Genomic DNA, 25,384 nt, shown 5'->3' with positions numbered 1-25,384 from the left:
AGCCGGCTGGGGCGGGCACCGCTCGCTCGGTGCGACGCATGGGACGGCCGGGAGCGAGGAATGCTTCCCGCGGCACCGAGCGTGTCGTGACCACAGCAGCCGACCGAAGGGGTGGCCTTGAGACCGACCACGGAGAGGTTCCTCGCCGTCTCCGCGGAGCTGACCGGCTTCGCCGCCGACGAACTCCGGGCGACCGGCCTGGTCGCCGGTCACCTCGCCACCCTGCGACGGGAGGTCGGACCCGAGCACGCGGACCGGCTCACGGCACTCCCCGCCGGGGTCGGCCACGCGCCCCAGCTGATCACCGACGAGCCGCTGCGTGAGGTCGCCCGTGCCCTCACCCACCTCTGGTACACCGGCAGTTGGCCCGGCCTGCCGGAGCCGGTGCGGACCGCGCTCGGGCGGGAGACGGCGGCCGCGGCGCCGTACACGGTGAGCGCCGACTCGTACGCCGGCGGGCTGCTCTGGCAGACCATCGGTGGTCACGCGCCCGGCACGCACGCCCCCGGGTTCGGCAGCTGGACCGCTCCCCCGGGCCTCCCGGAGGCCCGCAGGTGACCCCGCACTCCCCCGACGACCGGGCCCGCTGGGACGCGATCGTGGTCGGCGCCGGCTTCGCCGGCTCGCTGATCGCCAAACGGCTGGGCGACCAGGGCTGGCGGGTCCTGGTCCTGGAGGCCGGCCCCGGCGACCGGCGGGAGGACCCGGTCCGGCTCCGGGCGACCGCCGCCGACACGTACCGGGCGGCCGATCGCAAGGTGATCACCTCGCCCTACCGGACCAGCCCCGTCGCGCCCTCCCCCGACGGCGGCTTCCGGGACGACGGCTACCTGGTGCAGCGGGGCCCCGACCCGTACGTCAGCGGCTACCTGCGCGGCAACGGCGGCACCGGTCTGGCCTGGACCGGGCTGACCCCGCGGATGCACCCCGAGGACTTCCGGGTCTCCCGGCTCGGCCCCGGCCGTGACTGGCCGCTCGGCTACTCCGAGCTGGAGCCCCACTACCGGGCCGCCGAGGCAGAGTTGGGGGTGGCCGCGGATGTCGAGGAGCAGCGCGCGGCGCTCGGCCTGCCGTTCCCGGACGACTACGCGTTCCCGATGCGCGCCATCCCGCGCGGCCACCTGGACCGGCTGGCCGCCACCGCCTGGGACGGCCGGACCGTGCACGAGCCGGGCGCCGCCGCGCCGACTGAGCTGCGGGTGGTCGGCACCCCGCACGCCCGCAACGGCGTCCCCGACCCGGCGCACCACGGCCCGGCCCACGGCCCCGGGGACGAGGTGGGCCAGCCGCGCTGCGTCGGCCACGCGAGCTGCGTGCCGGTCTGCCCGTCCGGCGCCAAGTACACGCCGCTGCGGACCCAGGGCCGGTGGGCGGAGTCGGTGACCCTGCTGACCCGGGCGGTGGTCGGCCGGGTGCTGGCCGCCGGCAACGGCCGGATCACCGGCGTGGAGTACCGCCGGTACGACGAGCGCGGCACCCCGGAACCGGACACCCACCACGCCGAGGCCGACCTGGTGGTGCTGGCCGCGCACGCGATCGAGAACGCCCGGTTGTTGCTCGCCTCCGGCCTGGCCAACCGCAGCGACCAGGTCGGCCGGAACCTGATGGACCACCCGGTGCTGCTCACCTGGGGACTGCTGCCGCGGCCGGCCGGCCCGTACCGGGGGCCCGCGCTGACCGCCGGGGTGGAGGCGTTCCGGTTCGGTCCCGAGCGGGCCCGCCGGGCGCCGTTCCGGGTCGAGATCGGCAACTGGGGCTGGAGTTGGGCGGCCGGTCCGCCGGACCTGCGGGTGGCCGAGCTGCTGCGGTCCGGTGGACCGGACGGCCGGGGGCTGCTCGGTCCGGCGTTGCGGCGCGCGGTCGGCGACCGGGTGGGCCGTGAGTTCGCGCTCTCCTTCGAGTTGGAGCAGGAGGCCGATCCGGCCAACCGGGTCACCATCGACCCGCGCCACCGCGATCTGCTGGGCAACCCCCGCCCGGTGCTGACGTACCGGCTCTCCGACCACGTCAAGCGCGGGATGGCCGCCGCGCGGGCGGTCTCCGAGCAGCTCTTCGCACTGCTCGGCGTGCAGGACCGCACCCGCTACGCACCGGGCCCGGACTGGCCCGGCTGCTTCGAGTTCGAGGGGCGGCGGTACGGCTACCGGGCGGCCGGGCACGCGGGCGGCACCCATCTGATGGGCACCTCGCCCGGCAACTCGGTGGTCGACGCGTGGCAGCGCTGCTGGGACCACCCCAACCTGTACGCGGTGGGCTGCGGCAGCATGCCGTCACTCGGCACCAGCAACCCCTCGCTGACCATGGCGGCGCTCGCGCTGCGCAGCGCCGAGCAGATCAACCGCGACCTGCTGGCCCGCCGCCCGACCACCCTGCACCACCCCGTCGCCGTCCCCTTCCGAGGAGCAACCCCGCGATGACCGACTCCGCGATGACCGATCCCGCGATGACCGAGCGGCTCCCGTTGCCGCCGGTGGCCGAGCCGTACCACCTGCCGTTCCACTACGGTGCCCTGCACCAGCTCGGCGTGGACTACCTGGTGGACCCGGAACCGGCCCGGGCACTGCTGGCGGATCGTCACCCCGAGCTGGTGGCGGCCGAGTTCGACGGATCGGCCTGCGTCTCGGTCAACTACCAGCTGTACTTCGCGCAGTACCCGAACGGCGCCGGGGTGACCCAGGAGATCGAGATCAACCTGATCGCCCATCCGGCCGTCTGCGCCGCCCTGGTCCCCGCGGTCGACTACCGCGCGTACGCCCGGGGTCACGACCAGACCAGGATGCTCGGCATCGCCCGGCTGCACGTCCTCTGCGACAATCCGCTGGCCATCGACGCCGGCTCGAAGCTCTACGCCGAGCCCAAGTACCCGGGCTGGTTCGAGGTCACCATGCCGTCGCCCAACAGCCCCGTGGTGGGCACCGGTTGGTCGATCAGCTGCCGGGCCGCCGAGTACGCGCCGGACGGCGGCCTGGCCCGCCGGGAGGTCGAGCTGTTCGCGCTGGAGGCCGAACTCGCCGCCCTGGTCGACGAACCGGTCAACAACGCGCCGGTCACCGGCTACGGCACCGACCCGAAGGGCCGCCTGCTGGCCGGCCCGATGAACGTCTACCAGCCCTACCGCTACTGGGAGTTGGACGCCGGGCAGGCGGACCGGGTCCGGCTCACCGTGACGGACGCGCCCGGCGAGGCGGGCCGGCCGGGACGCGACCTGGTCACGCTGGTCGGCGACGCGCCAGCGGTCGGGGTCTGGAGCCACCAGTCGCCACCGGTGGCGGCCCACAACCGGCCCTACTACCTGCCGTCGTCCGGCGGGCAGCGCCGGTGAGCGGCGGTCCGGCCCGCCGGCTGGGCGAGCCGCTCCCGTCCGAACTGCTGGACGCCGGCGAGCGGATGAGCCCGGCCGAGCTCCGGGACCACCAACTCCACCGACTGCGCGCCACCCTGGAGCTCGCCTACCGTCACGTCGAGTTCTACCGGCACTCGTTCGACGCCGCCGGGGTCACCCCCGCCGACTGTCACAGCCTGGCCGACCTGGCCCGGTTCCCCTTCACCGGCAAGGCCGACCTGCGCGCCAACTACCCCTTCGGGATGTTCGCGGTCCCGCTCGACCAGGTCCGCCGGTTGCACGCCTCCAGCGGCACCACCGGGCGGCCGACCGTGGTCGGCTACACCGAGCGCGACCTGTCCACCTGGGCCGACCTGGTGGCCCGCTCGATCCGGGCGGCCGGCGGGCGCCCCGGGCACAAGGTGCACATCGCCTACGGCTACGGCCTGTTCACCGGCGGACTGGGCGCGCACTACGGCGCGGAACGACTCGGCTGCACGGTCATCCCGGCCTCCGGCGGGATGACCGCCCGGCAGGTGCAGCTGATCCAGGACTTCCAGCCGGAGGTCATCATGGTCACCCCGTCCTACCTGCTCACCCTGCTCGACGAGTTCGAGCGGCAGGGCATCGACCCGCGCGACAGCTCGCTGCGGATCGGCATCTTCGGCGCCGAGCCGTGGACCGAGGAGATGCGCCGCGAGCTGGAGGAGCGCTTCGACCTGCACGCGGTGGACATCTACGGGCTGTCCGAGGTGATGGGCCCCGGCGTGGCGCAGGAGTGCGTGGACACCAAGGACGGCCTGCACGTCTGGGAGGACCACTTCTATCCGGAGATCGTCGACCCGCTCACCGACCGGGTCCTGCCGGACGGCGAGTCGGGCGAGCTGGTCCTCACCACGCTCACCAAGGAGGCGCTGCCGGTCATCCGCTACCGCACCCGCGACCTGACCCGGTTGCTGCCGGGCACCGCGCGGCCCGCGTTCCGCCGGATCGAGAAGATCACCGGCCGCTGCGACGACCTGATCATCCTGCGCGGGGTCAACCTCTTCCCCAGCCAGATCGAGGAGATCGTGCTGCGCACCCCGGGTGTGACGGCGCACTTCCAGTTGGAGCTGACCCGGCGCGGCCGGCTGGACCACCTGACGGTACGGGTCGAGGCCCGGCCCGACGCGGGCCCGGAGCTGCGCGCGGCGGCCGGCGCGGCGATCGTCCGGGGCGTCAAGGACGGGGTCGGGGTCAGCGTCGAAGTGGTCGTGGTCGATCCGGAGGCGCTGGAGCGCTCGCTCGGGAAGCTGCGCCGGGTGGTGGACCGGCGCGAGCACTGAGCGTTCCGGGCCCGGGCACCGCACCCGGGCCGTAGGCTCGGCCCATGGACGCGGAGCCGACGGGGTGGGAGACGGCCTGGACGGGCGGGCGCCGGTGCGTGCACGTGGGCAACGTGGCCGACTTCAACGCGCAGTTCCTGGCGCCCGAGCTGCTCGACAGGCCGCTCCCCGGCGCCGGGCCGGTCGCCCGGCCCGGCGGCGGCCCCGCGGATCGGCTGCGAGCCGCCGCGCTGCGCCGGTTCGGGCCGCCGGCGACCGCCCGGCGACCGGGCCCGGCGCTGGACTGGCCACGCGAGGGACACCACTACGCGGGCCTGGCACCGTTCTACAGCCCGCACCCGGCCGCCGTGGTGCTGCCGCAGCACCTGGACCGGGCCTGGCTCGACCTGCTGACCACACGGCTCGAGTGGGACCAGGTCGGGCTGTTCAGTGGCATCGCCGAGGACGACTGGCTCTGGCCGGCGCTCCTCGCCCGTCCTCACCTGCTGGCCGAACTGCGCGGCCTCGGGCTGCCGTTGGTCGCCTGGGGCCGCTCGCCCGGGGACGGCGGGGACACCCGGGTCCACGCGGCGGTCCGGCGGTTCGAGTCCAAGCGGGTCTCGCTGCAGCTGTTCGCCGAGGTGGCCCGGGCCGGTCATCCGGAGATCCGGGTTCGCCAGCAGCTGCGTCCGGACGGCCCGCGCGCGCTGGCGCGGGCGCTCGCCCGGCGGGCGGCCGCCGGCCAGACCTCGGTGCTCAAGGCGGAGTACGGCGTCGGCGGGCTCGGCACGGTCGTCCTGACGCCGGATCAGATCATCATGGCGGGCGGTGCGTTGAGCGCGCTCGGGCGGGCGATGGACCAGGACCCGCTGATCCGCGAGCACGGCATGTTGCTGGAGCCGTACGTGGAGGGGGCCGACCGACTGCGGGACGTCACCTTCGACGCCGTGGTGGCCACCGACGGCCGGGTGCACCCGGTCGGTGCCGGGGTGATGCACCTGGTCGGCACCGGCTACCAGGGCGCCACCATCGGCCCCGGCCTGCTCCCACGCCAACTCGCGGTGCGGGCGACCGGGTTCGGCGTGGACGTGGGCAAGGCACTGGCCGCGGCGGGCTACCGCGGCTGGTTCGACGTCGACTTCGTCCTCGACCGGCAGCACCGGCTCGCCCCGATGGAGGCCAACCTGAGGCTGACCGGTCCGTCCGTCGGCTTCATGATCAAGGCACGGCTGGACCGGGTGCGCGGACCCGGCCACCTGGTCCGCACCCTGGACCATCTGCCACTCGGCGCCCGGCTCTCCGAGCAGACCCTCTTCGACCACCTGACCGGGCTCGCCCGGCGCTGCGCGGAACACGACGTGTTGCTGCTGCCGACCATGCCCGGCACCGCCTTCGAGCCCCACCCCACGGTGGGGGTGGCGCTGGTGGCCCGCTCGCTACCGGCGCTGGACACCGCCGAGGCACTGGTCCGCGCCGGCAACAGCGCGCTGGGACGCCTCTTCGGCGGTCTGTCGCAACCAAGTTGAGGCTCAGCGCGGCCGCTCGTCGGGAGCCAGCAGGAAGGCGAGCAGCACCGCCGCCGCGAGCACCAGCGTCACGTTGAACAGGTAGACCAGGGCGGTCTCGGCCACCCAGTCGTCGGCGCTGGTGGTGCGGTAGCAGTTGTCCTGCGGCCACCAGGCGATCAGCAGCCAGCTGAGCGCGAGGTGGGCGGCGGTGGTCCGGCCCGGCGAACGGCCCAGCCCGGCCAGTCGCGGGCGGCCCAGCAGCAGCACGGCCATGCCCAGCCCGAAGGCGAGGTACTCGGCCAGGTGGAGGCCGCGGTAGCCGGTCGCCCAGGGGTCGGGGACCCCGCCCAACGCGGTCGACCGGGGCCACAACACGCCGGTCAGCAGGAAGGCCGCCAGGGCGAACAGCCCGGTCGTCGCCGCCCAGGCCGGCCGGCCCGGCCCGGGCGGGGTGGTGGCCGACGGCGTGGACTTCGGCGCCACGGCCATGACCGAGGCCTTCACCGGCGCCGACCGGGCCTTCACCGATGCCGACCGGGCCTCCAGCGGCGCCGACCGCGCCTTCACCGATGCCGACCGGGCCTTCACCGACACGGTCCCCGCCTTGGCGGGCAGGGCGTTCGGGTACGCCTCCGGCACGGGCAGCGGCAGGCCCGCCCGGTCCACCTTGCCGGCTCTGGTCCGGGGCAGCGCCGGCAACGGCACCAGGACGTCCGGACCGCGCCCGGCGGGCAGCCGCTCCACCACGAAGGCCCGCAGCTGCGCGACGTCCAGGGGCGCCGCCGGGTCGGCCGGGACCACGTAGCCCACCCGTGGCGACCGGCCCCCGCCGGCGGGCAGCTCCGCCACCCAGCTCTCCGCCACCACCGGGCTGGACCGCAACACACCGTCGAGCTCGGCCAGTTCGAAGGCGGTGGCGTGACCGGTGGCGGAGTCCACGTCGATCCGACCGAGGTACTCGAGCAGGCCGTGCGATCCCCGGCGGACCAGGTCGCCGGTCCGGTAGAACGGCCGGCGATCGGCGGCGGGGCCCGCGGCCGGGAAGCGGGCCGCGGTGAGCTTCGGCTCGCCGAGGTAACCGCGGCCCACCATCGGTCCGGCCAGCCGGAGTTCACCCGGCTCACCCGCCCCGACCGGCCGACCGGCGTGATCGACGACGATCGACTCGGTACCCGGGAACGGCCGACCGATCAGCGAGACCCGCTCGGGATGCTCCAACTCCTCCGACAGGTCTGAGAGTTCGAAGTAGAGGTTGTCTATGCCGGACTCGGCCGCACCGTAGATGTTCAGCACCCGGACCGCCTCACCCAGGTACTCCTGAACCCCCGCCTGCCGGTCGAGATACCACTTCTCCGCTCCCACCAGCAGCAGCCGGACCGCGCCCAGCCGCAGCCCGAGCCGGCTGATCCGACCGTAAAGCCGCCGGAACAGAAGGTTGTTGATGCCGATGACGGTGATCCCCTCGGCCAGGACGAGCCGGTGCAGCGCGGCCAGGTCGACCGAGCGGTCCAGCGTCGCGTTGGCCTCGGCCAGGACCAGGGTGCCGCCGGTGCCGAGGGCGCGCAGCCAGTCGGCGGTGAAGACGTCGAACTCGAAGGTGGTGGTCTGCAGATGGCGGTCGGCCGGCGTGAGCGGGTAGACCTGCTGCCAACCCCGCAGCGCGCTCAGCAGGTTGCGGTGCTCCAGCAGCGCGCCCTTGGGCAGGCCGGTGGAGGCGGAGGTGAAGAAGACGCAGGCCAGGTCCTCCTCCCCGGCGAGGGAGTCCGGCGGCGTGCCGGGCTGGTCGGCGATCGCCGCCGCGTCCAGGTCCAGGCAGAGCATCCGGGCACCGGTGGCGTCGGCCAGCCGCACCCGGTGGGCCTGCTCGGTGAGTACGGCGACCGGCTCGGCGGTGGCGAGCACGTGGCGCAACAACCGGTCCGGCGAGGTGGGCTCCACCGGTACGAAGGCGCAGTCGGCCTTCAGGACGGCGAGCAGCGCGACCAGCAGCTGCGTCGAGCGCCCGAGCGCCACCGCCACCAGATCGCCGCGGGCCACCCCGAGTTGCCGCAGGTACCGGGCCAACTGATTGGCGCGCTCGTCGAGTTCGGCGTAGCCGAGTTGCCGGCCGGCGCACCGGACGGCCGGCGCACCGGGAGCCCGCCGCGCCTGCTCCTCGACCAGCCGGTGGACGGTGCGGGTCGCGCCCGGGCCGTCCTGTGCCGCTTCCTGTGACATGCGCCCTGCCTCCCCTGCCCGGCGGCCACTGTCGGACCCAGTGTGCTCCGCCGAGCCCGCGGTGTCCCGGGAGTCGGGAAATCCCGCGCTCCGGGCGGCCACCCGGCAGGACGGGCCGCCCGGTACAGCACGGCGGGGCCGGCACACCCCCGTGGGTGCCGGCCCCGCCGTCGCGGACCACCGCCGTCAGCTCTCGACGGCCGCCTCCGCCTTCGGGATCAGGGTGTAGGTCGGGTTGGCGATGGTGAGGAACCCGTCGGTGTTGCCCACCATGCCCTCGGCCCGCAGCCTCACCCCGGGCGCGATGCCCGGGACGGCACGCCGGCCGTAGAAGACCAGGGTGATCCCGCCGGTCTCGTCGAAGACCTCGCACTCCAGCCGCGGCGCCCCGGAGACCGGAGTGACGTTGACCTTGCGCACCTGGCCCTCGACGCTGGCCCGCTGGCGCCACACCAGGTTGTTCATGCAGGTGGTGCCGTCCGCCCGGAGCTCGCCGGTGCGCGGCTCGCCGCGGAACTCGGCGCGGTGCGCGGCGTCGAGCCGCGCGGTGCTCCAGTGCGGCGCCGGCCGCTCCGCGGCCTCGGCACTGACCGACACCTGGCGCAGGCCGTCGGCGGTCTCCTCCAGGTCCTCGATGGCCTGGCTGACGTCGAACGGGACGATGGTCGCGGCGACGTGCGGCAGCCGGCTCGCGGCGCCGGCGATCCGGTCACCGACCCGGGCGTGCAGCAGGCGCCCGAAGAGCGGGCCGTAGGCGCGCCGCGGGATCAGCAGGGTGACCTCGGTGCGGCCGTCGGCGGTGGCCCGGGCGGCCAGCTCGGCCACCGCGCGGCGCAGCCGGCGGTCGGGGCAGTCGATGATCTCCAGCGGGACGTCGGCCGCCCGGCTCTCCTCCCACGCCTCGCGCAGCCGCTCGGCGTGCCGGTCGTCGACCATGAAGTGCACCGCGCTCAGCTCGGTCGGCCGCAGGCTGCGGGCGTGCTGCAGGGCGCGGATCGCGGACAGGTCGAGCTTGTCGACCAGGACGTAGACCACGCTGCGGGTGCGGGTGGCGACGCTGGCCGAGGCGGGGGCGGCGGCCAGGGCGGCGCTCTCGGCCCGGTAGCGGCTGTTGGTGCGGATCAGCGCCCAGACGCCGATCGGGAAGATCACCACGACCATCCAGGCGCCCTCGGTGAACTTCGTGACCGCGAAGATCACCACGACGGCGGCCGAGGCGACGGCCGCCGCGGCGTTGATGACGATCTTGAAGGTGCGGTTCTTCTCCTGGCGCACCCAGTTGTACTTGACCAGGCCGGCCGCGGCCATCACGAAGCCGGTGAAGACGCCGATCGCGTAGAGCGAGACCAGCTTGGTCAGGTTGCCGCCGGTGCCGATCAGCAGGATCAGCGAGATCACGGTCAGCACGATGATGCCGTTGGAGAACGCCAGCCGGTGGCCACGGACGGTCAGCTGGCGGGGCAGGAAGGAGTCCTCGGCGACGAAGCTGGCCAGGAACGGGAAGCCGTTGAACGAGGTGTTGCCGCCGGTGTAGAGGATCAGCGCGGTGGCCACCTGGACGAAGGTGAACATCACGTTGCCGAAGCCGCTCTGGCCGAAGACCAGGTGCGCCTCCTGGGAGATCACCGTCGGGCTGCCGGACTCGTAGGGGATGGCGTGGGTCTTCCAGGCCAGCGTGGAGACGCCGAGCACCAGCGTGCCCAGCGTGGCGCTCATGATCACCAGGGTGCGTCGGGCGTTCGGGCCCTGCGGCTCGCGGAACGCGCTGACACCGTTGGAGATGGCCTCCAGACCGGTGAGCGAGGAACCGCCGTTGGCGAAGGCGCGCATCATGATGAAGAGCGAGGCGCCCATCATCAGGCCGCCGCCGGGGTGGCCGAGGCTGACCGCGCCGGGCGCGTGCAGCTCGGCGTTGGAGAGGTGCGGCAGGTCGCCCATGGCCAGCCGGATCAGGCCGACGATCACGGTCAGGCCGATGGCCAGGATGAAGAGGTAGGTCGGCAGCGAGAACGCCTTGCCGGCCTCCCGGATGCCGCGCAGGTTGCCGTAGCAGAGCAGGCAGACCACGGCGATGGTGATCCACAGCTTGTCGGCGTCGATGTTCATGTGGAACAGCAGCTGGAGCATCGACGCGACCGCGTCGGTGCCGGCCGCGGTCTGCACGGCGACGGTGACGATGTAGTCGATCAGCAGCGCGACGGCCGCTACCTGGGCCACCCGCGGGCCGAAGTTCTCCCGCGCCACCACGTACGAGCCGCCGGCCCGGGTGTACGTCATCACGACGTCGCGGTAGGAGATCGTGAGCAGGAAGAGCAGCGCCAGGATGATCCCGGTCACCGGCATCACCAGCGCGAAGCCGGCCACGCCGACCGCGGGTATCAGCTGGAAGAGCATCTGCTCGGTGCCGTACGCGCTGGAGCTGATGCAGTCCGGCGCGAGCACGCCGAGCGCGATCGGTTTGCTGAGCTTCTCGTTGTGCAGCTCGGAGGTCACCAGGGGCGGTCCCAACAGGACCTTCTTGAGCCGGTACCCGAGACTCTCGGGAAGATCGACTTCGCGCGGGAGCACTCCTGGCCCCGCCGACGCGCTGTCGATGCGCTCGGGCGCCGCTGTCATGAACGTCTGTCCCTTCCGTGCCGAAGACGAGGCGTCATCCAGCGGAGGGCGACCTCGGTACCCGTTGCGGACCCGATCCTCCGAGGCCACCCTGTTCCGGGCACGAGAACTAATTAGCGCCTTCTTGACGCCCGAAACCAGCCCGGATCCGACGAAATGCAGTTCTTAACGGCTTTTTATCGCGTAAATGTGGCGGACATCACGCGTTTACACCACTAGCCGGCCGGCCGGTTGGCGAACCTGCCGGCTCGGAGCCCGCCCCGCGGCGTTCGGTCGCCGTTCGAGTGCCGTTCGGACCTGCGGCGGACGCCGTCGGGCCTCCCGGCGGTGCACCGGCCTCGGGCGCGGCCGCACCCGGGTGCCGTCGGGAGCGGCGTACAGGGTGGCCGCGCTCGCGTGCGGACGACCGGTGGCGGCCGCTCGTCGGCGGCCTGCCGCACGCGGTGCCGGCCCGGTCCCCGGCGTCGGCCCGGATCCGTGTCGGACTCCTCGGCCTCCGCCCGGTGGCACCTCACGCCGGCCCAACGGGTCCGCCCGGCCCGGCGGTTGTCGTCCCGCGCTCGGACGCCGGCCGCACGGTCGCCCAACTCGCGGTGCCGCCGAGCACGGTGAAGGCCAGGGCGAGCATCCAGTCCCCGGCCTGCCGGTACCCGGTGGTACCGGTGGTCAGCGGCACCCGCACCACGTAGGCACCGCTGAAGCCGGCCGGGCTCCAGGCGAGTTGGCGCCCGTCGGCGGCAAAGGCCGCGCTGTCGCCGGTGAGTGCGACCTGGACGGCCGGCCGGCCGGTCTCGACGGCTCGCACGGCGGCCAGCGAGGCGTGCTGCGGCTGCGCCCAACTCCCTTGGAAGGTCGAGTCGGAGCTCTGGTAGACCAGCAGCTGGGCACCGTTCGCGACCTCGGTCCGGGCCAGGTCGGGGAAGGCCGACTCGAAGCAGATCAGCGGCCCGAAGGCGAGACCCGAGGTGTGCAGCACCACCGTGTGGTCGCCGCGCAGCACGTTCACCGGGGCGGCCTTGGAGAACCCGGTCAGCCAGCCGAGCGCCGAGCGCAGCGGGATGTACTCGCCGAACGGGACCAGCCGGATCTTGTCGTAACCGCCCACGATCCCGGCCGGCGAGACCAGCGCGGACTCCTTGTACCTGCCGGGCGTGCCGAGCCTCGGCGCGTCGCCGTTGACCAGCAGGTCGGCGCCGACCCGACGGGAGAGCGCCCGAAGCGGGGCGAGCCCCGCCGGGGAGCCGGTGAGGTCGGCGCCCAGGCTGCTCTCCCCCCACACCACCAGCACCGGGCGCTCGCCCGGCGGCAGGGCGGCCAGCCGTGCGGTGGCGGCCTGCTCGTCGGCCTGCCGGACGGCGGGCGGGGCCACCACGCCGGGCTGCACCACGGCGATCGGGACGGTTCCGTCCGGGCGCGGCGCCGGTCCCAGCGCGGCCCAGGCCGGCCCGACCGCCAGGCAGCCGGCCGCCGCGACCAGCGCGGTGACGGCGGCTGCCGGGTGCGGGCGGGCCCGCGCACTCAGCACGGCGATCGCCAGCGCGGTGTTCACCGCGGTGATCAGGAAGCCGGTCAGCCAGACCCCGCCGAGCGAGGCGGAGGCGAGCAGGGCGGGCCGGTCCCACTGGGTCGCCCCGAGCAGCGCCCACGGCCCGCCCAGGCTCTGCCAGGACCGGGCCGCCTCCGCGCAGGTCCACGCACTCGGCACGGCCAGCAGGGCGGCCGCGGCGCGCCGGACGGTGAGCGGCCCGTTCAGCAGCCGGTGCACCGTCCAGCCCCAGGGCAGCCAGAGCGCCGCCAGCAGCGCGCCCAGGAGCGGCAGCGCCGGGCCGATGTCCGGTAGCAACCAGTACTGCGCGGCCACCTCGAAGCCGCCCAGCCCCCACCAGGCCCGGACCACTCCCTCCCGCCGGGTCGGCGCGGCCCGGACCAGCAGGGTCAGCGGGACCAGCGCGAACCAGGCCAGCCACCACCAGGCCGGGGCGGGCAGGGCGAGCGCGGGCAGCGCGCCGAACAGGACGGCGGCGCCCCGCCGAGCCCAGCGCACCCGACCTGCCGGATCCCGGCGCGCCCGGCGCGGCCGCCGGCTCCGGTCGGCCGTCAGCAGCACCGCCCAGCCGAGCGCGAACCCGGCGGCCACCCACCAGAGCAACGCGCGCTCGTGCCCCGGGTGCCAGAACGGCACCATGGCCAGCCCGGCCAGCACGAACGCGACGTTGTACAGCACGTCGTAGCAGGCGAACACCCGCCCGCGCAGGGCGTCCGGCGCCGTCCCGCCGACCAGCGCGTCGGCGGACACCTTGAGCACCTGGAAGGCGAAGGCCGCCACCCCGACGCAGGGCACCAGCACCCAGAGCGACGGGTAGAGCCCGCCGACGTACGCCCCGGCGCCCGCCACCGGGAAGGCGGCCGGCAACAGCGCCCGGGCCCCGTACCGGGCGGCCAGCGGCGGCGCGGCCAGGCTGCCCGTGAAGGCGGCCACCCCGGTGGCGGCCAGCGCGATCCCGTATCCCGGGGTCCTCAGCCGGTACTCCGAGTCGGCGACCAGGACCAGCACCACGAAGCCCGCACCGAGCAGGAAGCGGTGCGCGGTGACGCTCAGCAGCGCGCGCCGGATCACCGGGGTGCGGGCCGCCGCGCGGATCCCGTCGGCGAGGTCGGCGGCGGTCCGGCGCAGCCGGGGCAGCACCTGCTCGGCACGCCGCCCGCCCAGGGCCGGCAGCGCCCCGAAGACCACCGCCGCCAGCGCGTAGAACACACCGGCGAGCAGCAGCCCGGCGGCCTCCGAGTGGCCGACCAGCTGCGAGCCGCCGACCGCACCGACGAAGGCGGCGGCCGTCCCGGCGACGGCGGAGAGCGCGTTCGCCGGCACCAGCCGCTCCGGCGGCACGGTCCGCGGCAGCGCGGCGCCCTTGGCGGTCAGCACCAGCCGGGACGCCGAGAGCAGCAACAGCACCGCCAGGTAGGCCGCGACGGTGGCCCGCACCGCGACGATCGCCACGCTCGCCAGCACCAGCGCGAGCCGCAGCAGCGAGACCACGACCAGCAGGCGGCGGCGGTCGAAGCGGTCGATGAGCACGCCGCCGAACGGCCCGACCACGCTGAACGGCAGCAGGGTGACCGCCAGCACGGCGGCGATCCGGGCCGGCGTGGCGCCGCGCCCGACGTCGAACAGGACGAACTGGGCGAAGGCGATCTGCGCCAGCCCGTCCCCGCACTGGCCCAGGCACTGGCCGGCCAGCAGACCGCGCAACGGCCCGGCCAGGTCCCGCCGCACCGACCCCGCCGGCGCGCCGCCCGCCACCACGGCCACTCGCTCGCGCATGCCCCCATCGTCCCGCTCGCGCCGGCCGGTCGGAGCCCGCAGGACGGTGGCGACGGAATGCCGGAGTCTGTTTATCGGTTCATCCGGCCACGGGACTCTTTCACTGGGACGCTCGACTCCACCGGCCCGGAGGACGGATGACCACGCTCGGCACGACCACCGGCGAGACCCGCTCGCGGCTGCTGCACCGGCTGCCCCGACTGCACGGCGGGGCGGCGACCGCGGCCGTGGCCGTCGCGTTCTGGGCCACGATGACCGGGACCACCGTCCCCACCCCGCTCTACCCCGACTACGAACACGCCTTCGACTTCTCCTCGCTGATGGTCACCATCGCCTTCGCGGTCTACGCGATCGGCGTGGTCGCGGGGCTGCTGACGGCCGGGTCGCTCTCCGACCGGTTCGGACGACGGCCGGTCACCACCGCCGCGCTGTTGCTGGCGCTGGCCGCCGCCGGGGTGTTCCTGGCCGCCGACGACCTGGGGGTGCTGCTGGTCGGCCGGGTGCTCTCCGGCCTGTCCGTGGCCCTGGTCACCGGCGCCGCCACCGCGCACCTCACCGAGCTGGCACCGCCCGGGCACCGGCTCCGGGCCGGCCGGATCGCGCTGGCCGCCAACATGGGCGGACTGGCCACCGGTCCGCTGCTGGCCGGGGTGCTGGCCCAGTTCGCGCCCTCGCCGCTGCGGCTGGTCTGGATCGTGAACGCCGCCGTGCTGCTGGTGGCGCTGGCGCTGCTGGCGGGCGTACCGGAGACGGTCGCCAGGCGCGGGGCGGGCCGGCTGCGGCCGACGCTGCCGAAGGTCCCGGCCGGGATCCGGGCGCCGTTCGCCCGCAGCGCGCTGACGGCCGGCGCGGGCTTCGCCGTGGTCGGCGTGCTGACCGCGACCACCGGACTCTTCCTCGCCGGCCCGCTGCGCCTGAACTCCCCCGTGCTCTCGGGAGTGACGGTGGCCCTCGCGTTCGTCGGCGCCGCCGGCGGGCAGCTGCTGGCCCGGGTGCTGCGGCCGCGCGCGGTGCTGCCGATCGCCTGCCTGGGGCTGGTCGGGTCCGCCGCGCTGATCGCCACCGCGATGCTGACCGTCACGCTCGCGCCGCTGGTCGCCGCCGCGGTGGTGGACGGCCTGGCGACCGGGCTCGCGATCGGCGACGGGATCGCGCTGATCACCGAGGGCGCCGAACCCGCGGTCCGGGGACAGGCGTTCTCGGCGCTGTTCGCGGCGGTCTACGGCCTGCTGGCGCTGCCGGCGATCGGGGTCGGGGTGCTGATCGCGCCCACCGGGCTGCGCACCGCCGGGACGGTCTTCGCCGCGGTGGTCGCGGCGCTCGCGCTGGGCGTGCTGGCCAGCCTGCCGCGCCGGCGGACACCGGCGCGGCAGGGCTGACCACTCGGATCTAGCCGAGCGCCGCGATCATCGGGACGAACTTGGCGGCGTCCACCGTGCCCCAACCGGTCGCCAGGTCGTAGCCCGGGGTGGCCGGCCAGCCGGGCACCCCGCCGTTGGTGTTCGAGCCGCCCACGATGTCGGTCAGCCCGGTCTGCTTGAACCCGGCCTGCTGGAGCGCGCCGAGCGCGTACAGGCCCTGGTTGAGGTTGCCCAGCCGGTGCCCGGCCAGCTGGTCGGCCAGCGCCACCACGCCCGAGAAGATCGGGGTGGCCACGCTGGTGCCGCCCCACAGCTCCCAGCCGTCGTCCTGCGGACCGAAGCTGTTGTACGTCCAGACGCCGGTGTTCGGGTCGCCGAGCATGCTGATGTCCGGCACGCCGCGCGAGTCGCCCACCACGTTGCTGACCCCGGTCTGGAAGAGCGGCCGGCTGAAGACCTTGGACTTGCCACCGCCCGAGGCGCCGCCGTCGGCCGGGTCGTCCCAGACGGTGTCCGGGCTGACCCGGTTGCCGTTGTCGTCCAGGTGGACCGAGGTACCGCCGACGCCGGTGACCAGCGGGTCGGAGGGCGGCCAGGAGGTCACCGGGTACGGGTAGAGGGTGCTGCCGTCGGACTCGTCGTCGGTGGAGCCGCTGTCGCCGGAGGCGGCCAGCACGGTGACGCCGTGCGCCTGGGCGTCCTTGAAGGCGTACCGCAGGTTGAGCAGGCTGGAGTAGTCGCCCTGGTCGAAGCCCGGGAAGGTGTTCTCGGTGGCGCCGAAGCTCTGCGAGATCACGTCGCCGACGCCCTGCTTGATCAGGGAGTCCTCGGCCGCCATCATCTCCGGGAACCCGGTGGTGCCCTCGTTCTCCGAGACGCCGGTCTCGGCCAGCACGATCTTGGCGCCGGGCGCCATCGCGTGGGCCATCTCGACGTCGATCGTGGTCTCCTCGGCCCAGCCGGTCATGTCGCTGTTGGAGGGGTCGAAGGGCGGTACCGTCCCCCACTTCACCACCTGCACGTTGGCGCTGGGGATGCCGTAGTGGGCGCTGTAGACGTCCAGGTCGTGCTGGATGGTGGGGGTGCCGAACGAGTCGACGATCACGATCGTGCGGCCGGTGCCGTTGATCCCCCGGTCGAAGAGGGGCTTCTCGTCGTACGCCTGCTCCAGCTGGAGCGGGCCGTAGCAGGACGCCTTGAGCTGGGTCTGGCACTGGCTGGTGCTGAGCGGGCTGGGGTACTGCCCGGACACCATCCGGTGGCCGATCGCGGCCGGTACCGGTCGGGGGCTGCCGCCCGTGGCGGCTGCCGCCACGGTGGCCGCGCCCGGTACGGCGCCGGTGACCGCGGTGGTCACCAGGAGGGCGGTGGTGCCGAGAACCGACGCGGTGGCGCGGCTTCGGGTGGAACGTCGCATGGGTGTCCCTGGGGGGATGGTAGGTCCCGTCGACGACGGCGTGGAGGACATCGAACTCCCGTACGCACCGGCGCGTCCTCGGCTTGTCCGAGCCATGGGCATTTCTTTGTCATGCCTGTACCAGGGGTGCCACTGCGCCCCAGGCGTGCCACCCTGCCCCAGCCGTCGCACCCGGCATGGCGTGCCCACCAGCCGAGCTGAGGCGATTATCACAAAGCCGTTTGCCAGCGCGCCCGATTAACGGACACAAGATGGCAACGATCGTTCGATTTGAGCTTTACCTGAGCATTGCGTCCCGGTTCGTCCCATAGTCTGCTCCGCGTTGCCCACGCTCAGGCCCGCCACCCGCGCGACCTGAGCCCGACCACGAGCAGGACCCGCATCCCGGGCCTGGGGAGAACAGGGAGGACTGAGACGTTGAGCGCATCAGAGCCGAAAACGGCGTCCCATCAGCACTACCGCCGCTCACTCGGCACGATCAGCCTCACCGCGGTCGGTCTGGGCTCGATCATCGGCTCCGGCTGGCTCTTCGGTGCCGAGCGCGCCGCCAAGCTGGCCGGGCCCGCCGCGATCCTCGCCTGGGTGATCGGCGCCGCCGTGGCGCTCACCATCGCCCTCACCTACAGCGAGCTCGGCTCGATGTTCCCCAAGGCCGGCGGCATGGTCCGGTACGGGCAGTACTCGCACGGCTCGCTCGCCGGCTACCTGGCGGCCTGGGCCAACTGGATCGCCATCGTCTCGGTGATCCCCGGTGAGGCCACCGCCTCCGTGCAGTACATGAGCTCCTGGCACTTCGGCTGGGCACAGCGCCTGTACAACGGCAGCGAACTCACCACATCCGGTGTCGCACTGGCCTCGGTGTTGCTGATCGGGTACTTCCTGCTCAACTGGTTCGCGATCACCCTGTTCGCCAAGACCAACACCGCGATCACCGTCTTCAAGGTGGTCGTCCCGACGCTGACCGCGGGCAGCCTGCTGCTGGCGCACTTCGACACCCACAACCTCCAGGACCACGGCGGCTTCACGCCCAACGGCTGGAGCTCGGTGTTCACGGCGGTCGCGGTCTCCGGCATCGTCTGGGCCTACAACGGCTTCCAGTCGCCGCTGAACCTGGCCGGCGAGGCCCGCAACCCGGGCAAGTCGCTGCCCAAGGCGGTGATCAGCTCGATCCTGATCGCGCTGGTGATCTACGTCGCGCTGCAGGTCGCCTTCCTGGTGGCCATCCCGTCCGCCGACCTGTCGCACGGCTGGGCGAGCCTGAACTACAACTCGCCGCTCGCCGACCTCGCGACGGCCTGGGGCCTGAACTGGCTCGCGATGCTGCTCTACGCGGACGCCTTCATCTCCCCCACCGGCACCGGCATGATCTACGCCGCGACCACCTCGCGCATGATCCACGGTGTGCAGGAGAACGGCCACCTGCCGTCGATCTTCGGCCGGGTGGACCCCAAGACCGGCATCCCGCGCCCGGCGCTGCTGCTCAACCTGTTCATCGCCTTCCTCTTCCTCGCGGTCTTCCGCGGCTGGGGCTCGCTCGCCGAGATCGTCTCGGTGGCCACCGTGATCTCGTACATCACCGGCCCGGTCGCCGTGATGGCGCTGCGCCGGCTGGCGCCGGACCTGCCGCGCCCGGTCAGGCTGAAGGCGATGCCGGTGATCGCGCCGATCGCGATGGTCTTCGGGTCGCTGGTGCTCTACTGGGCCCGCTGGCCGCTCACCGGCAAGGTCATCCTGCTGATGGCCGCCGGGCTGCCGATCTGGGCCTGGTACGAGCTGCGCAAGCCGTGGGCCGAGCTGAAGCCGCACCTCAAGGCGGGCGCCTGGGTGGTCGGGTACCTGCTGGTGATGGCCGCGGTCTCCTGGGCCGGCGCCAAGGACTTCGGCGGCCACGGCTACCTGCCGCAGGGCGTGGACCTGCTGGTCGTCGCCCTGATCGGGCTGGGCACCTACTTCTGGGGCGTCCGCAGCGCCTGGTCCAACCCGTCGCTGGCGCAGGTCCGCGCCGAGCTGGCGGCGCAGGGCACGGACGCGGACCCGACCTCGGCGGCGGCGGAGCCCGCCCGGGCCTGAGCCACCGCGCACCACGCACGGCCGTCGGCCGGGTCGCCCCCACGGGGGTGGCCCGGCCGGCGGCCGTTCTGCCGCGCCCGGCTCCGTCCCGGCGCGCGGGGCCGCGGGGCACGGCGTGGAATGGGCGGGTGGAGTGTCTGTTCTGCGCGGCGGTCGCGGGCGAGGCGGCGGTGCACGAGGTGTCCCGGGACGGGGTGGCGCTGGCCTTCCTCGACCACCGGCCGCTCTTCCCCGGCCACGTGCTCGTCGTCCCGGTGCCGCACGCCGCGACGCTGACCGACCTGCCGGACGAGCTGGTCGGCCCCTTCTTCACCCGGGTCCGTGCGGTCACGGCGGCGGTGGAGCAGGCGACGGCCGCCGCCGGCTCGTTCGTCGCGATGAACAACCGGGTCAGCCAGTCCGTCCCGCACCTGCACGTCCACGTGGTCCCGCGCCACCGCGGGGACGGCCTGCGCGGCTTCTTCTGGCCGCGCGGCCACTACCCCACCGAGGCCGCGGCGCTGGAGACCGCCGCCCGGATCCGCGCGGCCCTGCGACAGGCGACCGCCGTGCGGACCTCCGACGGCTGAAGCTCGCCCCCGCCACCCTCCCGCTACTCGTACGGGTCGGCCGGTTGGGGGATCTCGGTCAGCTGCTGGGCCGTCAGCTGCGGAATCGGCGGGTCGGTGTCGTCGTCGCTCGGGGTGGGCGTGGCCGGGGGCTGCCAGCTGCCGACCACGCGCACCCAGGTTCCCTCCCGCGGGGCCGCCGCGCCGGTGACGCGCACCTTCGAGGCGCGGGCGTCGGCGGCGCAGCAGGTGATGGTGAGCCGGGTGAGGTCCCAGCCGCCGGCCGGGTCCGGGGTGGCGAAGCCGGTGAGCTGGACCCGGCGCCCCTGGAGGGACTTGGAGGTGTCCCAGAGCGCCCGGATGTCGAAGTAGTTGACCGTCATCACCAGCGGGTCTCCGGCGGCCAGCGCCGGGAAGCCGGTGTCCGCGGTGGCCGGCCGGACGGGCGTGGCGGCGGTGCGCTGCGCGGTGTACGCGCCGAGGGCCTGTGGCGCGACCAGGAAGACCGCCGCCACCGGGAGGACCAGCAGCCAGGCGATCCGCGGGCCACCGGGACCGTGGCCGTGACCGTCGTCGTGCTCGGGATCGGGAGCACGGCCGTGCTCGTGGTCGTCGTGCCCACCACGCAGGGCGCGGAGCACGGCGAGTGCGCTCGCCAGCCCCAGCAGCACCAGCAGCGCGCCCGTCGTCACCAGGTACGGCCGCAGGGTCGCCCGGACGTAGCGCAGGCAGAGGTCGCTGAAGAGTGACAGGTGCAGCAGCGCCGCCCCCACCAGCACCAGCAGCACCGCCCGAGTCTCCCGCCTCACAGCAACCACCCGCCCACCAGGACCGCCGACAGCACCGCGACCACGAAGGTCGCCGCCGAGAACCGCCAGGCGAACGACCGGCCGAAGGTGCCCGCCTGGAGCGCGATCAGTTTGGCGTCCACCATCGGCCCCACCACCATGAACGCCAGCCGCGCCACCAGCGGGAACGCGGTCAGGCCGGAGGCCACGAAGGCGTCCGCCTCCGAGCAGACCGCGAGCAGCACCGCGAGCACGGCCAGCACCAGCACGGACACCCCGGGGATCTGGGCCAGCTCTTTCAGCGCCCCCTGCGGCACGGCGGCGTTGAGCGTGGCGGCGGTGGTCGCGCCGATCACCAGGAAGCCGCCCGCGTGCAGGAAGTCGTGCTCCAGCGAGGAGCGGAAGACGGACCAGCGCCCGGTGCCGTCCGCCGGCTCACGCCAGGGCCGCGGCCGCAGCCACTCCGGGCGGCCGAACCGCGCCCACAGCAGCCCCATCACCACCGCGGTGACCAGCGAGGCGACGAACCGGGCCAGCACCACCTCCGGCCGCCCGGGGAAGGCGACGGCCGTCGCGGTCAGCACCACCGGGTTGATCGCCGGCGAGGAGAGCAGGAAGGCCAGCGCGGCGGCCGGCGCCACCCCGCGGGCGATCAGCCGCCCGGCCACCGGGACCGAGGCGCACTCGCAGCCGGGCAGCACCACGCCCGCCACCCCGGCGATCGGCACGGCGAGCACCGGTCGCGCCGGCAGCGCCCGTTCCAACAGACCGGCCGGGACGAAGGCGGCGACGGCGGCCGAGAGCACCGTGCCGAGCAGCAGGAACGGCAGCGCCTGGACGCAGACCGCGACGAAGACCGCGGACCAGGCCTGGAGCCAGGGCGCGCCGAGCAGGCCGGCGGGCAGCAGCCGCGGGACGACCAGCAGGACCGCCATGGTGAGCAGCAGGGCCTCCAGCGATCCGGCCGACCCGGCCCGGGCCCGCCGGTGCCGGGTGCGCCGGCCGGTGCCGGGAGGGACCTCGGGCTCCGGGGTCGGCGGCGCGCCCGGGTGGTCCTGCCGCTCGTCGATGAGCCCGTTCGCGATGAGTCCGTCCGTCATGCCGTCCGGTCGCTCCCTCTGGTCCGCCCGTGATCGGAGATCACGCGGTCAAAGAGCCAGACGCCTCGGGAGCGGTGATCGGTCGCACCGCGGTGGCGGTCAGCGCCCGCGCAGCGCGCCCGCGGTGAGGCCGCGTCGCTCGCGCAGCAGCACCCGCAGCGTGCTGCCGTTCTCGTAGCCGACCCGGTGGGCCACCGCCTCCACCGAGAGATCGGTGGTGCGCAGCAGGTGGCAGGCCTGCTCCAGCCGGACGTCCTGGACGAACCGTACCGGCGAGCTGCCCAGCGTGCGGCGAACGGCCCGCTGCAGGGTGCGCTCGCTGACGCCCAGCGCCCGCGCCGCGTCCGGGACGTTCAGCGGCTCGGCGAGCCGGGCCCGGACCCAGGCCTCGAAGGCGGCCACCGTCGGGTCGTGCCGGGCGAGCACGCTGGGCACCGCGTAGCTGGCCTGCGAGGGCCGGTCGTCGACCACCAGGTAGCGGGCGACCAACTCGGCCAGCGCGGGGCTGCGCATCCGGACGAGGGCGAGGGCGAGGTCCACGTGCCCGAAGGCCGCGCCGGCCGTGGTGACGCCGTCCGAGTCGACCACCATCCGGGTGTCGTCCAGCTCGACCGCGGGGTAGCGCTGCCGGAACGCCGGTGCCAGCCACCAGCTGGTGGTGGCCCGTCCACCGTCCAGCACGCCGGACTCGGCGAGCAGGAAGGTGCCCGAGCAGGCCGAGGCGAGCGGCAGCCCGCGCTCCCGGGCCTCCCGCAGCAGCGCCCGGGCCGGCGCGGTGGCCCGGGCGGCGGCGAACTCGACCAGCTGCTCGGGGGTGCGACCGCTCACCCCGGGCAGCACCAGCAGCTCGGTGCGGTCCGTGAGGGCGGCCGGCTCGACCGGGACCAGGTGGCCGGCGGCCGTGCGGACCGGGCCGTCGAAGCCGACCGTGCGCACCTGCCAGTGCGGCGGGTTGGACAGTTCGCCGCGCAGCTCGTTGGCGGTTCGCAACACGTCCAGCAGAGCGGACAGACCCGAGTCGAAGACACCGTCGAGGACCAGCACCGTGACATCCATGACGGGAACCGTACCAATGGTGTCGTTTACGACACTCGTACGCCGTCCGGCCCCACCCTAACGTGATCGTCGTACCGAACACCCGGGCCGAACCGACCCGGCAACGACCGATTGCAAGGAGCCCCCCATGACGAAGATCGGCCTGCGCGCCCACCTCGAAGCCAGGCCCGAGCGCGCCGAGGAGCTGGCCCAGCTGCTGACCGGCGCGCTGGAGCTGGCCCGCGCCGAGCGGGCCACCGTCACCTGGTACGCGTTCCGGGAGGGCCCGACCACCTTCGGGATCTTCGACACCTTCGAGGGCGAGGAGGGCCGCGAGGCACACCTGAACGGCGCCATCGCCCAGGCCCTGATGGAGCGGGCACCGGAGCTGCTGGCCGCGGCGCCGCAGATCATCAAGGTCGACGTGCTGGCGGCCAAGGCCGGCTGAGCCCGGCACTGCGCCGTTCGGCCCCCGTCCGCACGCCGGACGGGGGCCGAGCCGCGTCGCCGCCCACCGCCCCCGGGTCCTGACGGCGGATCGGATCCGGGCGACCGGGCCGCGCGGCGCGGCGGGGGCGCGCAGACTGGAAGGAGAAGGCGCGAGTGACGGCAGGAGGGTGCGGGGCGATGGGCGGAACGATCTGGGACGGACTGGCACTGTTCGCCGGGCTCGGCGGGCTGGTCGCGTACCTGGCGGGCGCGGTGGGTCTGCACGAGATCCGCCGGCTGCGGCAGTCCGGCACCTCGGCGCAGGCACTGGTCCGCTACCGGGCACTCGGGCCGGAGGACCGCTCGGGCGCGATCCGCCCGCTGCTGCAGTTCGCCACCGAGGACGGCCGGGTGGTGGAGGTGTTCTCCCCCGTGCCACCCGGCCGGTCCCATCCGCTGGTGGACGGCGCGACGGTCCGGGTCCGGTACGACCCGGCGGACCCGCGGCAGGTGCTGGTCGACGGGCGGGAGCGACGCGGGCTGGAGTACGCCTTCCTCGGGCTCGGCACCGCCGTACTGCTGACGGCCCTGCTGCTGCTCGTGCTCGGGGTGTGAGCGGCTCGGGCTCGGACCAGCCGGCCTGACGGGCTGACGGGCCTGACGTGCCGCCGGGCTGACGGGCTGACGGGCCGCCGGACTGACGGGTGCTCTGATCACCCGGTGGTGCGGAAGGTTGCGTTCCGGGTGCGTGGCCTCCTGGCAGAACTCCTGGAGAAGTGAAGAAGAGTTCGATAAATCCGCCTACCCTGTCCTTTTGACCAACTGCGCGGAGGCGGGCGGGCGGGGCGGGCGGTGGCACCTCCGACTTGGCCAGGCTCTAGCATGCCGCGACAGTCCGGTAACCGGCGGCAAGGCTAGGAGAATCGTTGGCCCGCAAACCACGCCCGATCGACCCGACCGAGGGCCCGCTACAGGCGTTCGCATACGACCTGCGGGTGGTGCGCGAGGAGGCGGGCAACCCGACCTACCGAGCGCTCGCCGAGCGGGCCGGCTTCGGCGCCACCACCCTCAGCGACGCTGCCGGCGGCACCCGTCAGCCCAGCCTGGAGGTGACGCTGGCCTACGTCGGGGCGTGCGGCGGCGATGTCGCGCTCTGGGAGGAGCGCTGGCAGCGGCTGGACCGGGAACTGACGGCCGAGCGGGCCGCGGCCCAGTCCGCCAAGGCGGCGGAGTCGATACCCGGGCCGGCGACCCGACCCCCCGTCACGCCGGCCGCGTCGTCCCAGCTGCCCGCCGCGGGACCCGCCACGCCGTCCGAGGTGTCCGCCGTGGAGGAGATCAGCGGGCCGGCCGGCGGACCGGCGGAGCACGGACCCGGCAGCGTCCTGCTCGGCCGCTGGCTGCGCTCCCGCTGGTCCGTGGTGGGCGTCGCCGCGGTGCTGGCCGGCCTGATCACGGCGCTCGTGCTCTGGCTGCCGCAGAAGAGCGGCGGCAGCCACCCGGCGGCGGCCGCCTCCCCCTGCCCGGCCGCGCCGAGCGGCGTCGCCGAGCAGGCGGCCACGGCGTTCACCGGGTTCACCTACCAGCCCAACACCCGGATCCACACCGGTGCCGTGCTGAGTTCCCCGGTGAGCGAGAACGTCCCCAGCGGCTGCGAGCTGCGGTTCATCGGCTACTGCCTGGGGGACACCGTGGTGGACACCACCTCGGGGATGCCGGACATGCGCTGGTTCGAGCTCAGCGGGGGCGGCGTGGTCTCCTCGGCCGTCGTGCACAACAACCCGCCGGTCGGCTTGCCGCCGACCCAGTGCGCCGACGACGTCCCGATGCCCGCCCAGCTGACGCTCACCGCGGCTCCGCAGAACGGCGCTCCCGGCACCCTCACGCTGCACGCCAGCGGGCCGAACGTGGGGATCGTCGGTTACGCCGGCTACTACGCCAGCGGGACCGGCTCGACCCCGGGGCCGGCCTGGCACCAACTGGGTTTCAGCGCCGACGCCAGCAACGGGTTCCCGGCGACCCTGCAGACCGGATCGCTGCCCCAGCAGCCCTCGGGCGGCTACGTCCTGGTGGGCGTCGCCTGCCTCGGCGGCTCGGCGCCGACCCAGGTCGCCGACGCCCGGCAGCTGAGCCCCGGCGGCACGGCGGCGCCGGTGACACTGAGCGCGGACCAGCTCACCGACGCCGAGCAGAAGGCCTGTCAGTACCTGCACCTCGGCTGACGGCTGACGGACGCGGACACAACGCGCGACGGGAACGATACGGCGCCTCAGGAGACTGGCGCGGAACACGTGTGGGCGTTCGGTGAACGGCCACACCTGCCCCCGCCCCCGCTCCGAGAGGACCA

General features: G+C 74.2%; 17 protein-coding genes and 1 pseudogene. 11 read left to right on the top strand and 7 right to left on the bottom strand.

What is annotated here, in order from left to right; translation table 11 throughout:
* Nucleotides 1-117: 117 nt before the first annotated feature.
* The 5 genes from ACIGXM_RS27290 (at nucleotide 118) to ACIGXM_RS27270 (ending at nucleotide 6,152) form a co-directional block, all read left to right on the top strand.
* On the top strand, nucleotides 118-558 hold the full coding sequence (locus ACIGXM_RS27290; protein ID WP_396565316.1) for a hypothetical protein: 441 nt from the start codon (nucleotides 118-120) through the stop codon (nucleotides 556-558).
* A complete protein-coding gene (locus ACIGXM_RS27285; RefSeq protein ID WP_396565314.1) occupies nucleotides 555-2,417 on the top strand; it encodes a GMC family oxidoreductase in 1,863 nt (620 codons plus the stop codon). Before ACIGXM_RS27290 ends, ACIGXM_RS27285 begins: the two co-directional genes overlap by 4 nt.
* Nucleotides 2,414-3,322 (top strand): hypothetical protein, encoded by a 909-nt coding sequence (locus ACIGXM_RS27280; protein WP_396565312.1) that lies wholly within the window; start codon nucleotides 2,414-2,416, stop codon nucleotides 3,320-3,322. Before ACIGXM_RS27285 ends, ACIGXM_RS27280 begins: the two co-directional genes overlap by 4 nt.
* A gap of 65 nt (nucleotides 3,323-3,387) precedes the next feature.
* Nucleotides 3,388-4,647, top strand: coding sequence for a phenylacetate--CoA ligase PaaK (gene paaK / locus ACIGXM_RS27275; protein WP_396565341.1), 1,260 nt, complete (start codon nucleotides 3,388-3,390; stop codon nucleotides 4,645-4,647).
* Nucleotides 4,648-4,691: 44 nt separating this feature from the next.
* Complete coding sequence (locus ACIGXM_RS27270; protein ID WP_396565310.1) at nucleotides 4,692-6,152, top strand: hypothetical protein; 1,461 nt, start codon at nucleotides 4,692-4,694, stop codon at nucleotides 6,150-6,152.
* 3 nt (nucleotides 6,153-6,155) lie between these two features.
* On the opposite strand, the gene ACIGXM_RS27265 is transcribed toward ACIGXM_RS27270, so the two are convergent.
* The 3 genes and pseudogenes from ACIGXM_RS27265 to lnt form a co-directional block, all read right to left on the bottom strand.
* Nucleotides 6,156-8,351, bottom strand: coding sequence for an AMP-binding protein (locus tag ACIGXM_RS27265; RefSeq protein WP_396565308.1), 2,196 nt, complete (start codon nucleotides 8,349-8,351; stop codon nucleotides 6,156-6,158).
* Between the two features lie 621 nt (nucleotides 8,352-8,972).
* Nucleotides 8,973-10,967, bottom strand: a pseudogene (locus ACIGXM_RS27260) (APC family permease); the annotation flags it as partial.
* A gap of 511 nt (nucleotides 10,968-11,478) precedes the next feature.
* Nucleotides 11,479-14,289 carry an apolipoprotein N-acyltransferase gene (gene lnt, locus ACIGXM_RS27255; RefSeq protein WP_396565306.1) on the bottom strand — a complete coding sequence of 937 codons (2,811 nt, stop codon included), beginning with the start codon at nucleotides 14,287-14,289 and terminating at the stop codon, nucleotides 11,479-11,481.
* A 137-nt stretch (nucleotides 14,290-14,426) separates the two neighbouring features.
* Here lnt and ACIGXM_RS27250 point away from each other — a divergent pair, with 137 nt between their 5' ends.
* Complete coding sequence (locus ACIGXM_RS27250) at nucleotides 14,427-15,668, top strand: MFS transporter (RefSeq protein WP_396565305.1); 1,242 nt, start codon at nucleotides 14,427-14,429, stop codon at nucleotides 15,666-15,668.
* Between the two features lie 10 nt (nucleotides 15,669-15,678).
* Here ACIGXM_RS27250 and ACIGXM_RS27245 read toward each other — a convergent pair whose 3' ends face one another.
* Nucleotides 15,679-17,067, bottom strand: coding sequence for a S8 family serine peptidase (locus tag ACIGXM_RS27245; RefSeq protein ID WP_396565303.1), 1,389 nt, complete (start codon nucleotides 17,065-17,067; stop codon nucleotides 15,679-15,681).
* Nucleotides 17,068-17,484: 417 nt separating this feature from the next.
* Here ACIGXM_RS27245 and ACIGXM_RS27240 point away from each other — a divergent pair, with 417 nt between their 5' ends.
* Together ACIGXM_RS27240 and ACIGXM_RS27235 are read left to right on the top strand one after the other, a co-directional pair.
* Nucleotides 17,485-19,137 (top strand): APC family permease, encoded by a 1,653-nt coding sequence (locus ACIGXM_RS27240; protein ID WP_396565301.1) that lies wholly within the window; start codon nucleotides 17,485-17,487, stop codon nucleotides 19,135-19,137.
* A 128-nt stretch (nucleotides 19,138-19,265) separates the two neighbouring features.
* Nucleotides 19,266-19,706 (top strand): HIT family protein, encoded by a 441-nt coding sequence (locus ACIGXM_RS27235; RefSeq protein WP_396565299.1) that lies wholly within the window; start codon nucleotides 19,266-19,268, stop codon nucleotides 19,704-19,706.
* Nucleotides 19,707-19,729: 23 nt separating this feature from the next.
* On the opposite strand, the gene ACIGXM_RS27230 is transcribed toward ACIGXM_RS27235, so the two are convergent.
* From ACIGXM_RS27230 to ACIGXM_RS27220, 3 genes are all read right to left on the bottom strand, one after another.
* Entirely contained in the window at nucleotides 19,730-20,494 is a 765-nt protein-coding gene (locus ACIGXM_RS27230) for a TIGR03943 family putative permease subunit (RefSeq protein ID WP_396565297.1), read from the bottom strand.
* Complete coding sequence (locus tag ACIGXM_RS27225) at nucleotides 20,491-21,573, bottom strand: permease (protein ID WP_396565295.1); 1,083 nt, start codon at nucleotides 21,571-21,573, stop codon at nucleotides 20,491-20,493. Before ACIGXM_RS27225 ends, ACIGXM_RS27230 begins: the two co-directional genes overlap by 4 nt.
* Nucleotides 21,574-21,672: 99 nt before the next feature.
* A complete protein-coding gene (locus ACIGXM_RS27220; RefSeq protein WP_396565293.1) occupies nucleotides 21,673-22,629 on the bottom strand; it encodes a GlxA family transcriptional regulator in 957 nt (318 codons plus the stop codon).
* Nucleotides 22,630-22,756: 127 nt separating this feature from the next.
* Here ACIGXM_RS27220 and ACIGXM_RS27215 point away from each other — a divergent pair, with 127 nt between their 5' ends.
* The 3 genes from ACIGXM_RS27215 (at nucleotide 22,757) to ACIGXM_RS27205 (ending at nucleotide 25,259) form a co-directional block, all read left to right on the top strand.
* Nucleotides 22,757-23,056, top strand: a complete 300-nt coding sequence (locus ACIGXM_RS27215; RefSeq protein ID WP_396565291.1) for a putative quinol monooxygenase — start codon at nucleotides 22,757-22,759, stop codon at nucleotides 23,054-23,056.
* 179 nt (nucleotides 23,057-23,235) lie between these two features.
* Nucleotides 23,236-23,652, top strand: coding sequence for a DUF3592 domain-containing protein (locus tag ACIGXM_RS27210; RefSeq protein ID WP_396565289.1), 417 nt, complete (start codon nucleotides 23,236-23,238; stop codon nucleotides 23,650-23,652).
* A 311-nt stretch (nucleotides 23,653-23,963) separates the two neighbouring features.
* A complete protein-coding gene (locus tag ACIGXM_RS27205; protein ID WP_396565287.1) occupies nucleotides 23,964-25,259 on the top strand; it encodes a helix-turn-helix domain-containing protein in 1,296 nt (431 codons plus the stop codon).
* The last annotated feature ends 125 nt before the right edge of the window (nucleotides 25,260-25,384 follow it).

Origin of the sequence: Kitasatospora sp. NPDC052896 (genome assembly GCF_044547075.1) — a bacterium.
GTDB lineage: Bacteria > Actinomycetota > Actinomycetes > Streptomycetales > Streptomycetaceae > Kitasatospora.
Note: the sequence above shows the minus strand (reverse complement) of the source record. Positions and strands in the feature narration are given on the sequence as shown.

Coding starts and splice junctions, on each gene's coding strand:
- ACIGXM_RS27270 (WP_396565310.1), top strand. CDS start 4,692: ATGGACGCGGAGCCGACGGGGTGGGAGACGGCCTGGACGGGCGGGCGC.
- lnt (WP_396565306.1), bottom strand. CDS start 14,289: ATGCGCGAGCGAGTGGCCGTGGTGGCGGGCGGCGCGCCGGCGGGGTCG.
- ACIGXM_RS27215 (WP_396565291.1), top strand. CDS start 22,757: ATGACGAAGATCGGCCTGCGCGCCCACCTCGAAGCCAGGCCCGAGCGC.
- ACIGXM_RS27265 (WP_396565308.1), bottom strand. CDS start 8,351: ATGTCACAGGAAGCGGCACAGGACGGCCCGGGCGCGACCCGCACCGTC.
- paaK (WP_396565341.1), top strand. CDS start 3,388: ATGAGCCCGGCCGAGCTCCGGGACCACCAACTCCACCGACTGCGCGCC.
- ACIGXM_RS27220 (WP_396565293.1), bottom strand. CDS start 22,629: ATGGATGTCACGGTGCTGGTCCTCGACGGTGTCTTCGACTCGGGTCTG.
- ACIGXM_RS27225 (WP_396565295.1), bottom strand. CDS start 21,573: ATGACGGACGGACTCATCGCGAACGGGCTCATCGACGAGCGGCAGGAC.
- ACIGXM_RS27250 (WP_396565305.1), top strand. CDS start 14,427: ATGACCACGCTCGGCACGACCACCGGCGAGACCCGCTCGCGGCTGCTG.
- ACIGXM_RS27245 (WP_396565303.1), bottom strand. CDS start 17,067: ATGCGACGTTCCACCCGAAGCCGCGCCACCGCGTCGGTTCTCGGCACC.
- ACIGXM_RS27280 (WP_396565312.1), top strand. CDS start 2,414: ATGACCGACTCCGCGATGACCGATCCCGCGATGACCGAGCGGCTCCCG.
- ACIGXM_RS27210 (WP_396565289.1), top strand. CDS start 23,236: ATGGGCGGAACGATCTGGGACGGACTGGCACTGTTCGCCGGGCTCGGC.